This window comes from Methanobrevibacter ruminantium, assembly GCF_016294135.1.
In the GTDB taxonomy this organism is placed as follows: Archaea; Methanobacteriota; Methanobacteria; order Methanobacteriales; family Methanobacteriaceae; genus Methanobrevibacter; species Methanobrevibacter ruminantium_A.
This window is the reverse complement of record NZ_JAEDCO010000005.1, coordinates 58,688-69,944: the sequence shown is the minus strand read 5'-3', so window position 1 is coordinate 69,944 and position 11,257 is coordinate 58,688. Positions and strand designations below refer to the sequence as shown.

Sequence of the window (11,257 nt, the reverse complement as noted above, 5' to 3'; positions counted from 1 at the left end):
CATCCTTGATATTTGCCATCACCGGCATAAGTAAAATCACCATACCAGTTTTCATTAGGGGCATCCTGCAGATATTCTGCATTTTCTATAAAGAATTCACCGTTTTCATCCGTTTGTGTAGTTACTAATGTTCCCATTTGATATCCTGGCTTATGATATGTAATTGTTTTATTCTTTACAGCTTGGCCATAGGAATCAATCAATGCACCTTTAAATGATTCTCCTTCCTCAATTTCTGTGGCGTTCACTATCATGAAAGTAGTCACGTCATTGTTGAATTGGAACCAAAAGATGCCAATGCATATTGCAAAACCAATTAGCAGAATTAAAAAATAATAGCTTTGTTTTTCCATTTAGACACCTTAATTTTAGTTTTAACATTATAATTAATAATATATTAGAAAATATTTTAAATAAAGTTTACTTTTTATCTAAGAATGTTTACAATCAAATAGGAAACTTTATTTTAATGAATTAATATATAATTAATTATTAGTATAAATTAGATAACTTTAATTTTTTTAAATTAATCTCGAGATTTTAATTTATTCTAATTTTCGATATTTAAATATTTAAATGGTGAAAAAATGGAAATTAACGGTGTAGAAATTAAAGATACTTACGCAGAAGGTTTCGGAATTAAAGTAACTAGAATTTTAGTAACTGCAGCAACTCCAAGACTTGCAAAAATCGCAGCAACTGAAGCAACTGGTTACGGAACTTCTGTAATTGGATGTCCTGCTGAAGCAGGTATTGACTGTTTTGTACCAGCTGAATGCACTCCTGACGGAAGGCCTGGTTACGCAATCATGATTTGTCAAGGTGGTAAAAAAGCACTCGACCACGAATTAATGGAAAGAATCGGTATGTGTGTATTAACCGCTCCTACTGCAGCGGCATTCAACTTACTTGAATCTGAAGAAACCTTAAAAACCGGTAACAAACTCAAATTCTTCGGTGACGGTTTCGAAAAAGAATGCTGCATTGACGGCAGAAAAGTACACTCCATTCCAATCATGTCTGGTGACTTCTTAGTGGAATCCGAATTCGGTTACAAAGATGGTGTAGCTGGAGGAAACTTCTTCATTTTAGCTAAAGATGTAATGGCTGGAGTAAAAGCAGCCCAATTAGCTGTAAAAGCAATTTCCCATGTACCTGGTACTATTACCCCGTTCCCTGGTGGTATGGTTGCTTCCGGTTCCAAAGTAGGATCCAACAAATATTCCAAATTCTTAAACGCATCCACTAACGAAAAAATGTGTGTAACCTTAAAAGACCAAGTAGACTCTGACATCAGAGCTGATGCTGACGGTGTATTTGAAATCGTTATTGATGGTGTAGATGAAGAGTCTGTAAAAGCAGCTATGAAAGCGGGTATTATGGCAGCTTGTACCGTTGATGGTGTACTCGAAATTAGTGCAGGTAACTTCGATGGTAAGTTAGGTGCTTACATCATGAAATTACACGAATTATTCGAATAATTCTGTAATTAATTAAAATTTAATTCAATTAGTACATTAACTTAAGATGGTGTATTAATATTTTGAGATAATTTTATTATCTCAACTCTTTTTCTTTTTTTATTATTATCTCTTTATCTATTTTTTAACAAATTTTTGAAATTGCTTACAATTTATTGAGTAGAGGAATGGTCTGAATGAAGGAATATTTGCTGGAGACAAAAAGCATTGATTATATGAATCCACATATTCAAGAAAAGGTTCAGGAATTAAAAGATCGATCATGTGATGATGCAGATTATATTAGAAGGGCTTATCTCTTTGTCAGAGATGAAATTCCACACTCTTGGGATATACAAACAGATATAGTTTCAAGGACAGCCAGTGATGCATTAATAAATGAGACAGGGATATGCTGGGCAAAATCATGTCTTCTTGCAGCACTTCTTAGAGCAAATGGAATTCCATCAGGAATCAGTTATCAACTCCTTACAATAGCTGAAGATGACAGTTTAGGCTATATTGTCCATGCTTTGAATACTGTTTATAATGAAGATTCAAGTAAGTGGATTAGACTTGATGCTCGTGGAAATGTCGGAAATGATGGTGATAAGTTTAGTTTAGAAAAAGATTACTTGGCTTTCTCACCTAGAAGTGAATTTGGAGAAATCGATTATAATGACAACAATCCTGATTTGGATGAAAGACTAGTTAATAAACTTGAAGAAACTGAAAATCTAATGGAAATGAAAATAGATTTTGAGTTTTAATTCATTGAGATTATAAAAAAGGAGTTAAGAGTTTACTCTTTAAATTGTTTAGTAAACTCATTTATTTCATCAAAGCTTAAATTAACTCCCAAAACAATTCCCTCATTTTCAAGCTCTTTAATAGCCATATTTAAAAAGAATTGGTCAGGTCCGGACACCAAATGGGAATGAACTTCATTTACAGTGCTGTAAATAGTTTCCAAGGATTCTCTAACATTTTTGTCGGAATTGATTCTTTCAATGAAGGCGTCCTCTTCACTTTTGTCCAAAACGCCAATTGTTCTTGAAACGGGAGTCTTGATTCCATGGAAATGATATTCAATATTTTCAAGATGGCAATTGTATTTTCTAAGGATTTCCAATTCTTTTCCTATGATTTCAACACCATGTTTTTCGGTAATATGGACTAGATTAGGCTGTACAGAAGCGAAGTAAATGTCAGTTCCGCCACTTGCTTCAGGAGATATAACCTTATTTGCACCGGCATGCTTTAATCTTTTAATGCTTTCCTTTTTGCTTGCCCTTGAAACAATCCATGCATCATTATATAATTCCCTTGTTGTAAGGACGATAAAAAGATTATCAACATCACTTCCAGTTGCAACTATCACGCCTAATGATTTGTCAATATTGACTTTTTTAAGAGTCTTATCTTCAGTGGCATTTGCATTAAGCAAGATTACATTTTCATTTTCTTCTAAATCTTCTAATCTCTTTTCATTTTTTTCAATAATAATTACTTTCTGGTTTCTTTTCATTAATTCCTCGCAAACTGCAGCACCTACTCTTCCAAATCCACATAATATATAGTGATTTTTCATATCTGATAATTTCCTTTCCATAATTCTTCCACTCCTCATATCTTGAAGGTTTTGTGTAACTGAATTAATGATAAATGTAACGATATAGGCTAGAACCCCGACTCCTGATAGTGCTAATGTGACAGAAAAGATCTTTTGCAATGGAGTTATTGGGATAATGTCCCCATATCCCACTGTAGCAAGGGTTATTATAGTGTAATATATTGAATCGTATATGTCCAATCCCATAATGTAAATGGACCCTAAAATCCCATATATTAATATAATAAAAATAATGAGCACTGCATAAATTCCTGTCCTGTCTTTTGTAGAATAATTATATGTGATTTTTATGCCCTTCATCATTACTCCTCATTTCAGGTTCCGTTTTTAATTTCTTAAGAAAGTTCTAAATTTTTAATTTTCAGCATTGGTTAATATTTTTCAATTATTGTCCTTATATTTAATTATTAGATTGATTATATAATATAATGTTTATGTAATTTTTATATGCTTGTGAATCTATAAAAATTTTATTTAAATTGATTAAGGTGAAACAATGGATCCGATTGACATGATTACAACAGATTATAATTGTGAGTATTTAGGGCTTTCTCGCTTGTGCTTAATGGAAAATGCAGGAAAATCAATATCTGATGAGGTAGCTACCCTTTCTACTTTCAAGTTTTCAAAACCTGTTAGGATACTAATATTTACAGGTTCTGGAGGAAACGGTGGAGACGGTTTTGTAGCAGCAAGACATTTATTGAACAGGGGCTTTGAAGTGGAAGTCTACTGCTTGAATGCTCTAGAAGAGATTAAGTCTGATGATGCGCTCACAAACCTCGAAATTCTCATGAATATGGAGCCAAGAGTTTCACGATTATCTGTTGATTTCATTAGTGATTCTACTGATTTGGACAATCTTGATTTTGACTCAAACAGTGAATATATTGTTCTTGATTGTCTTCTTGGAACTGGAATCAAAGGTAAACTTAGAACAAAGGTAAGAAAAACCGTTGAACTCATTAATGAAATAGATGGCTTGAAAGTGGCTATTGATGTTCCTTCAGGTTTAGATCCATTGACTGGAGAAATATCAGACATTGCTGTTGAAGCGGATTATACTGTAAGCTTCCATAAAATAAAGACTGGAGTCAAATTGGCTGGTGAGGAAAAGACAGGGGGAGTAATCACCTGTGATATTGGAATTCCTATTGAAGCTGAATTATTTGTTGAAGGTGGAGACTTGCTCAGATTAAAGAACCGGTCTAAAGACTCCCACAAAGGCAATAACGGCAAGGTCTTGATTGTTGGAGGAAGCAAGGATTATTATGGTGCACCTGCAATTTCAGCTAAGGCCGCTATTGCAACAGGTGCAGATTTGACTTATATTTGCACTCCTCAAAACGCTGCTCTTGCCATAAAGGCAATATCTGAAGACTTTATTGTAAAAGAGGCAAAAGGTGATTGCCTGTCTTTGGATGATTTGGAGGACATTTTGGAACTTGCCTCAAAAGCTGATGCAGTGTTATTAGGTCCAGGTTCAAGTCAAAATGAGGAAACAGGCAAGCTATTCAATGTATTGGCAATGAAGATTGACAAGCCATTGGTATTGGATGCAGATGCATTGAAATTAGTTGATTTAAGTCTTGTTTCCAAAAAGGAGGACTTGATTGTCACACCTCATTTGTCTGAATTCAAGTCATTCTTTAAAAACGCTTCAAAAGAGGATTTGAATAATCTTGAGAAATTTGTCAAATTGGAAGACAATGAGAATCTTGATTTTAGAAAAGTCAACGATAAAATCGATGCCATTCATAAGATTACAAAAAGTATTGATGGTTCCGTTATATTGAAAGGAAAATATGATTTCATATTTAATGGAAAGAGAATGAAAATCAACAGAACTGGAAATCCTGGAATGACTGTTGGTGGAACTGGAGATGCATTGGCAGGAATTGCCTTAAGCTTACTCTCTCAAGGATTAAGCAGTTTTGATGCAGCGCTACTTGCCCCATATCTTAATGGAAAAGCTGGAGATTTGGCTTATGCAGCTCAAGGATATGGTTTTGGAGCTCAAGACTTGACACAGTATTTGGGAGCAGTGATGAGTGGTTTAATTGAATAATTAAATCAGATATTTATTTTATCTTGTGATTTTTAATAAGGGATTATTCATTTTTATTTTTAATTTCTTATTTTTATATTATTTTTATATTTTAATTAAGTGATTAAATGACTGATTTAGTAAAGGCTATTTTTAGGAATAGGGCGAATAGATTCATCGCTGAAGTGGAAATTGATGGAGAAATGGTCAGGGCTCACTTGCCTAATACAGGCAGATGCAAGGAGCTATTGATCGATGGCGTAACTGTTTATCTTAAGCCAAGCGATAATCCAAACAGAAAGACAAAGTATTCTCTTCATTTGATTGAAAACAATGGTGCACTTGTTGCCATGTATTCTCAACAGGCTAGTAAGATTGTCATCGATGCCATCTTGAATGGTAAAGTCAGGGAATTGTTAGGATATGATATTGTCGAATCTGAAAAGACTATCGGCAATTCAAGAATTGACATCTATTTGGCTAATTTGGATGATGATAACAATCCAGTTGATGAGGCCTATGTTGAGGTAAAATCAGTTACCTTAATTAAAGATGGAATTGCACAGTTTCCCGATGCTCCTACTGAAAGAGGCAGAAAACACTTGGAAGAGCTTATTTCACTTAAAAAAGAAGGGATTCGTTCAGTTGTATTTTTCTTGATTGAGCATCCAAACGGAAACAGCTTTAGGCCTAATTGGGAAAATGATCCAGAATTTTCTCAAACTTTGAAAAAGGCATACCATGAAGGTGTGGAAATTCTTGTCTATAAAACGGAAAACACCTTGGAAAAAATAGAGTTGGTCGGAAATTCAATAAACTTTAATTTAGAAAAATAAACTTGGTTTGACAAACCTCTTAATATAAAAATCGCTAATTTTGCTTTAAATTTAAAAATAACGAAAAATAGTTTAATAAAAAGTGAGAATAATATGCAAAGGTTTAATTTTTAAAAAAAACATATGTAAAGGGGGTGATATGTAATTGAGTACATATTATTCTCGGATAAATATTTATTTTTTTTTATTTATAAAGTTTTTGCATAATGCTGATTTTCATCTGTTTAATTTTCATTGAAAAATTTATAAAGGATATATTATTTCATAAATTTATTTAATTTATTTTAGATATTTAAAAAAATAGCTTATTTTTATTTATAAATTAAAAATATCACTTTTATAGGTTAAGTCTTTAAAAAACTCTAAAAAAATAAATAAGAAAATAGATAAATAAGTTATCTATTTAATTTTTGATAGTTAGCAGCTTGGAGACCGTGGTACTTGATCATACCTTCGATTTCTCTTTGGTCGGTTTCCTTATCTTCAAAGGTGATTTGTTCAATGCTGTGTAAGCTGAAAGGTGATTTTCTGCTTAATGGCTGAATGGAACCTTTGAATAATTTCATTACAACCTCTCCGCTAACTCTTCTTTGCATATGGTCGAAAGCTTGATCGAGGTCTTCTCTTAAAGGCTCTTGCCATAATGCTTCGTAAACTAAATCAGCATATAATGTGCTCATGTAATCTGCAAATCTTAATTCATCTACAGTCAATACCAATTGCTCTAAAGCCTTGTGAGCAGCAATCAATAATTTAGCACCCGGAACTTCATAGGTTTCTCTACTTTTAAGACCAATCATTCTGTTTTCGATGATGTCTACTCTACCTACACCATTTTCACCAGCAATTTCATTTGCCTTGTTAATAAGGTCTACAAGTCCCATCATTTCTCCGTTGATAGCTACTGGGACACCTTCTTCAAATTCAATGCTTACTTTTGTAGGGGTGTCTTTAGCGTCTTCAGCAGATTTGGTCCATTCATAGATTTCTTCAGGTGGCTCATTTGCAGGGTCTTCAAGTACATCCCCTTCAATAGCTCTTCCCCAAAGGTTTTCATCAATACTGTAGATTTTATCATAGGATAAGTTAAGGCCGTGCTCTTTTGCATAAGCCACTTCTTCAGTTCTTGTTAAGTTCATTTCTCTAATTGGAGCAATGATTTTAAAGTCAGACATTGATCTGATGATAGCTTCAAATCTGAATTGGTCATTTCCTTTACCGGTACATCCGTGTGCAATTGCAGTTGCACCTTCTTTTTCAGCAATTTCAATGATTTTCATTGCAATTAAAGGTCTTGCAAGTGCAGTGCTTAATGGGTATCCTTCATATTCTGCATTTGCCTTGATTCCTCTTGCAATGTATTCATTAGCAAATTCATCTTTTGCATCAATGATATAGTGTTTGCCGGTATTGATTTTGTCTGCAGAATTTTGGGATTTTTGCAATTCTTCTGCAGGTTGGCCAACATCAACACATGCAGTCACTACTTCATAATTATATTCTTCTTCTAATAATTTAACACATACAGTGGTGTCTAATCCTCCACTGAATGCAAGAACGACTTTTTCCATATTATCACTTTTTTATTTAGTAAATTAAATTAAATTTATTTAAAATTTATTTTCAAATTTCATAACTAATATGTAATTCATTATAATTTAAGTTTAAATTATACTTTAACTTTTGTTTTTTATAATATATAGTTTTTAAGTTTAAATAAAATAAAAAATAAATAATTTATTGATTCAGAATACTTATTTTTAAAGATAAAACTAATTGTAAATTCTTTTTTAAAAAGGCGATTTGATGAATGAATTAAATAGAAACGATTTGGAATTGGAGATTATTTCTTCCCAAAGCGGAGGATTCATATCCGCTAACAGAAACATATTCAACAACATTGATTTGTCCGGCAATTCTAAATTTATTTTAAATCAAGCCATTAAGGGAACTCCTATGCTTAAGATTGGAGATGGGCCCACTAAAGTCATGCTTGTTGCAGGGGTTCATGGAAATGAACTGGCTCCACAGATTGCTGCCTTGAACTTAATAGATTATATTTATGATTTGGATTTAAATGGAAAGCTTAAGGGTACTGTTTATGCCATACCATTTGCATCTCCAAAGAGCACTATGGAAAATTCAAGGTATCTTGATGGTATGGATTTGAATAGGTCTGCTCATTTGCCTCATACCGTTACAAATATCATTCTAAAAAAGGCTAAGGATCTTGAAGTTTCTGCTATAGGTGATTTCCATTCATCTGCACCTAATTCCAATCCTGGAAAAGAGGGAATCTTTTGCACAAAAGTCCCTTGCTCCAAAAGCTATTTCATAGCTGAGCATATTTCCGAAAAGGTGGGTTCTGAAAAGATATTATATCCAAGTGCAGGTGTTCCATTTAAAGGGGCTCTTGAAGATGAAGCGAATTTGATTCAGATTCCTGCAATAACCTGTGAGGTTTTATCAGCTATTGGATATTCAAATGAGAAAATCTGCAAAAGGTCTTACTTGCAGATGAAGGCATTTTTAGAATACTTTGGAATGATTGACTATTTTATTTGAATTCTAATTTTCACAGATCCTCTATTTTAATATATCTAATCTAATTTTCACAGATTCTCTATTTTAATATGTCTAATCTAATTTTTATATATCTACTTTTTTTTCAATGGTAAACTATTTCTATAATTATTACTTCTCAAATGCTCTCATTTAGTTTATATTATCTTAAAATCAAATATCTAATAAACATACTTATGGAGTGTTCTAGAGTATGTTAATTTAAATAGGATGTGTTAGTATTTCCTCTTATAAAGGCCATATGATATTTGCATTTATTCTTTCTCTATTCATGTTTTATGATCCTTTGGCTATTGCATTAGCGGTAATCTCAGCAAATATTCCAGACTTCGACCATGAGTTCAAAAGGAATCATGTTATAACAATCATAGCTCTTGGAGCATTGATTTCATTGTTTCTGTATTTTCTGGGATTGCCTTATTATCTAGGCCTTGTGATTATTTTGCTTGGAGGCATGTTCTTGGTTTCAAGCCATAGAGGATTTACCCATTCTATTTTAGGCGCATTTCTCATAACTGTTTTCCTATCACTGTTTCTCTTTTTTGGAATGGGATTGTCTTCCTATGATTTGGATTTAAACAATTCAAGGAACCTGATGATATTATTGATATTGATAATTGCATTGGCGTTGCTGTTTCTCAATAAAAGGTTATCTCCTATATTTTTAGTGGCAATTGCCATTTTGGTGGTGTCAGTAAATATGGGATTCATTTCTCCATTGAAAATCAACTTGACATTGCTTGCATTTTCAATATTTTTTGGATTATGCAGCCATATTGTATTGGACTCTTTCACTCCTTCTGGAGTTAAGGCATTCAGCCCATTTAGAGATAAGGAATATCATAAGAAATTTGGTGTTTTATTGTTTTTGATTTTAATAATGATGTTTATTTTGCTGTTTCCTAACAAGCTATTGTTTTACCTTAATTTTTTAGGTATTTTTCATTGATTTTTTTAAAAAATTCCCTATCAATTTTCACTTATTTTTTAATATTTTTTTTATACTTAGTATTACTATTTCTGTTTAGCAGTAAATTTTCATGAAAATTATAAAAAGATTTATAATAAATAATCATGATAAATAATAGTATTTATAATATAATAAAAAAATTAATTTTTTTACTATCATTATATATAATTTATATGGTGCTTTTATTGCATATTTTTCTGCGCAGGATTTTGTCATGAAAGTGTCATGAATATTTATGATAATTTATCATGATTTGTTATGATTGGTTAAAAAATTTTAACTCATTTTCTGCAAATTTTTGATTTATTGTAAATATTATTAAGATTTAAAACATTATGGGGTTATTTTAATGTTTTTAAGTAGAATTTATTATGCGATTGCTTATTTAGTGGTTCTTACTTTAGAGATTATCAAATCTACAATAGATATGGCTTTAAGAGTCTTCAAGACTGATGGGTTTGAGCCTATTGTGATTGATATTGATACTGAACTTAAAAGACCAATATCCCAAACAATTTTGGCCAACAGCATTACCTTGACTCCTGGAACATTGTCTGTAGATTTGGATAGTGAAAATCAAGTCATAAAGGTTGCAGTTATTGCTCCAAGAGACGTTAATGATATCATTCCTTTTGAACCTTACATAAAGGGAATGCTAGAATAATTTCTAAAAATCATTTTGATAATTAATTCTAATTTCTAAAATGATAAAATTGATAATAAGCGATTTAATTTTCAACTTATGTTTATTGTGTAAATTTATAATCATAGAATGTGATGATAATGGATATTTTATTGATTTCTGAGTGTTTTTTAATAGTTGCATTGATTGTATTTCTAATTGCAACATTGAGGATTATTACATATAAATCTACATCTATGGGACTTATAGGTACTTCTTCATTTACTTTAGCACTTACTTTGCTACTTATAACAGTCGGTACAATATTTAATATAGGATTTTTCAAGGATATTGCTCTAGCATTGCTTCTATTAGGTATTGTTGGAACAATAGCTTATGCAGCAGTTATGAGGAGGGCATAAATGATGTTTGGAATTGATCCTGGTATAATCAATATGATTCAATCAATCTTGCTTGTCATTTCTGCACTTCTGATATTGATTGCAGTAGTAGGTGTTTTAAGAATTGATAGAAACTTAGATAATGTAGTCTACGCTAGAATTCATATTTTAGGTATTGTTGATATTGCAGGAATAATTGCATTCCTTGCTTTAGGTCAACCTTTATTTGCCCTTATTTATTTATTCCTAGCGCCATTATTGGCTCATGCATTAGCTAATGCTTATTTCCATAGTGAAGATACTCTTAATAATCCAGTACTTAATCCAAATCTTGAGGAAACTTCTGCTGAGGAAGAAGATGAAGATGAAACCGATTTGGTTGATGAAGTTCTTCTTGAAGATAATTTGGATATGAGTGATGATTCAAGTATTGATGAGAATTTAGATGAAAAAAGTGAGGATGATGGCAATGATTGAATATATAGTTATTTTTGTTGCAGTTTTAAGCGCTATTATCGCACTTTTACAAAATGACTTGCTTAAGGCAGCTATTTTAACTGGCATTTCTGGTTTTTGTGTAGCGTTCTTATTCCAGATCTTGCTTGCTCCTGATGTAGCTTTAACTCAAGCTATTGTAGAAGGGGCTATTGTGCCAGTATTTATCGCATTGGCTGTTTTAAAAACTAGAAGGGAGGAGGCATAGTT

13 protein-coding genes are annotated in these 11,257 nt (G+C 32.2%); 10 read left to right on the top strand and 3 right to left on the bottom strand.

Annotated features, from left to right (window positions below; genetic code table 11):
- A partial coding sequence (locus VW161_RS02675; RefSeq protein ID WP_325192686.1) for a hypothetical protein occupies nucleotides 1-353 on the bottom strand: 353 nt, incomplete at its 3' end.
- Nucleotides 354-587: 234 nt separating this feature from the next.
- On the opposite strand from VW161_RS02675, the gene fhcD reads away from it, so the two are divergent.
- Nucleotides 588-1,481 carry a formylmethanofuran--tetrahydromethanopterin N-formyltransferase gene (fhcD, locus tag VW161_RS02670; protein WP_304092705.1) on the top strand — a complete coding sequence of 298 codons (894 nt, stop codon included), beginning with the start codon at nucleotides 588-590 and terminating at the stop codon, nucleotides 1,479-1,481.
- Between the two features lie 176 nt (nucleotides 1,482-1,657).
- Nucleotides 1,658-2,230: a transglutaminase-like domain-containing protein gene (locus VW161_RS02665; protein WP_304087878.1), complete on the top strand. Its 573-nt coding sequence runs from the start codon at nucleotides 1,658-1,660 to the stop codon at nucleotides 2,228-2,230.
- Between the two features lie 32 nt (nucleotides 2,231-2,262).
- On the opposite strand, the gene VW161_RS02660 is transcribed toward VW161_RS02665, so the two are convergent.
- Complete coding sequence (locus VW161_RS02660) at nucleotides 2,263-3,393, bottom strand: NAD-binding protein (RefSeq protein ID WP_304087880.1); 1,131 nt, start codon at nucleotides 3,391-3,393, stop codon at nucleotides 2,263-2,265.
- Nucleotides 3,394-3,589: 196 nt separating this feature from the next.
- Between VW161_RS02660 and VW161_RS02655 the strand changes: the two genes are divergently transcribed.
- Nucleotides 3,590-5,161 (top strand): NAD(P)H-hydrate dehydratase, encoded by a 1,572-nt coding sequence (locus VW161_RS02655; RefSeq protein WP_325192685.1) that lies wholly within the window; start codon nucleotides 3,590-3,592, stop codon nucleotides 5,159-5,161.
- A gap of 107 nt (nucleotides 5,162-5,268) precedes the next feature.
- Nucleotides 5,269-5,976: a DNA/RNA nuclease SfsA gene (sfsA, locus tag VW161_RS02650; RefSeq protein ID WP_304162505.1), complete on the top strand. Its 708-nt coding sequence runs from the start codon at nucleotides 5,269-5,271 to the stop codon at nucleotides 5,974-5,976.
- A 395-nt stretch (nucleotides 5,977-6,371) separates the two neighbouring features.
- Here sfsA and VW161_RS02645 read toward each other — a convergent pair whose 3' ends face one another.
- Entirely contained in the window at nucleotides 6,372-7,547 is a 1,176-nt protein-coding gene (locus VW161_RS02645; protein WP_292786614.1) for an argininosuccinate synthase, read from the bottom strand.
- Between the two features lie 235 nt (nucleotides 7,548-7,782).
- On the opposite strand from VW161_RS02645, the gene VW161_RS02640 reads away from it, so the two are divergent.
- The 6 genes from VW161_RS02640 to VW161_RS02615 all read left to right on the top strand — a co-directional run bounded on the left by VW161_RS02640 (nucleotide 7,783) and on the right by VW161_RS02615 (nucleotide 11,255).
- On the top strand, nucleotides 7,783-8,541 hold the full coding sequence (locus VW161_RS02640) for a succinylglutamate desuccinylase/aspartoacylase family protein (RefSeq protein ID WP_304102000.1): 759 nt from the start codon (nucleotides 7,783-7,785) through the stop codon (nucleotides 8,539-8,541).
- Between the two features lie 259 nt (nucleotides 8,542-8,800).
- Entirely contained in the window at nucleotides 8,801-9,508 is a 708-nt protein-coding gene (locus VW161_RS02635) for a metal-dependent hydrolase (protein WP_304087890.1), read from the top strand.
- A gap of 370 nt (nucleotides 9,509-9,878) precedes the next feature.
- Nucleotides 9,879-10,193: a Na+/H+ antiporter subunit E gene (locus VW161_RS02630; protein WP_304092699.1), complete on the top strand. Its 315-nt coding sequence runs from the start codon at nucleotides 9,879-9,881 to the stop codon at nucleotides 10,191-10,193.
- A gap of 119 nt (nucleotides 10,194-10,312) precedes the next feature.
- Complete coding sequence (locus VW161_RS02625) at nucleotides 10,313-10,573, top strand: monovalent cation/H+ antiporter complex subunit F (RefSeq protein ID WP_304087894.1); 261 nt, start codon at nucleotides 10,313-10,315, stop codon at nucleotides 10,571-10,573.
- Entirely contained in the window at nucleotides 10,574-11,029 is a 456-nt protein-coding gene (locus VW161_RS02620) for a cation:proton antiporter (RefSeq protein WP_304087896.1), read from the top strand.
- Nucleotides 11,022-11,255, top strand: a complete 234-nt coding sequence (locus VW161_RS02615) for a DUF4040 domain-containing protein (protein ID WP_394349909.1) — start codon at nucleotides 11,022-11,024, stop codon at nucleotides 11,253-11,255. Before VW161_RS02620 ends, VW161_RS02615 begins: the two co-directional genes overlap by 8 nt.
- Nucleotides 11,256-11,257: the final 2 nt, after the last annotated feature.

What these genes read in the sequence shown, in the direction of transcription:
- VW161_RS02625 (WP_304087894.1), top strand. Translation starts at nt 10,313, where the DNA reads ATGGATATTTTATTGATTTCTGAGTGTTTTTTAATAGTTGCATTGATT.
- VW161_RS02665 (WP_304087878.1), top strand. Translation starts at nt 1,658, where the DNA reads ATGAAGGAATATTTGCTGGAGACAAAAAGCATTGATTATATGAATCCA.
- VW161_RS02620 (WP_304087896.1), top strand. Translation starts at nt 10,574, where the DNA reads ATGATGTTTGGAATTGATCCTGGTATAATCAATATGATTCAATCAATC.
- VW161_RS02615 (WP_394349909.1), top strand. Translation starts at nt 11,022, where the DNA reads ATGATTGAATATATAGTTATTTTTGTTGCAGTTTTAAGCGCTATTATC.
- fhcD (WP_304092705.1), top strand. Translation starts at nt 588, where the DNA reads ATGGAAATTAACGGTGTAGAAATTAAAGATACTTACGCAGAAGGTTTC.
- sfsA (WP_304162505.1), top strand. Translation starts at nt 5,269, where the DNA reads ATGACTGATTTAGTAAAGGCTATTTTTAGGAATAGGGCGAATAGATTC.
- VW161_RS02640 (WP_304102000.1), top strand. Translation starts at nt 7,783, where the DNA reads ATGAATGAATTAAATAGAAACGATTTGGAATTGGAGATTATTTCTTCC.
- VW161_RS02630 (WP_304092699.1), top strand. Translation starts at nt 9,879, where the DNA reads ATGTTTTTAAGTAGAATTTATTATGCGATTGCTTATTTAGTGGTTCTT.
- VW161_RS02635 (WP_304087890.1), top strand. Translation starts at nt 8,801, where the DNA reads ATGATATTTGCATTTATTCTTTCTCTATTCATGTTTTATGATCCTTTG.
- VW161_RS02655 (WP_325192685.1), top strand. Translation starts at nt 3,590, where the DNA reads ATGGATCCGATTGACATGATTACAACAGATTATAATTGTGAGTATTTA.
- VW161_RS02645 (WP_292786614.1), bottom strand. Translation starts at nt 7,547, where the DNA reads ATGGAAAAAGTCGTTCTTGCATTCAGTGGAGGATTAGACACCACTGTA.
- VW161_RS02660 (WP_304087880.1), bottom strand. Translation starts at nt 3,393, where the DNA reads ATGAAGGGCATAAAAATCACATATAATTATTCTACAAAAGACAGGACA.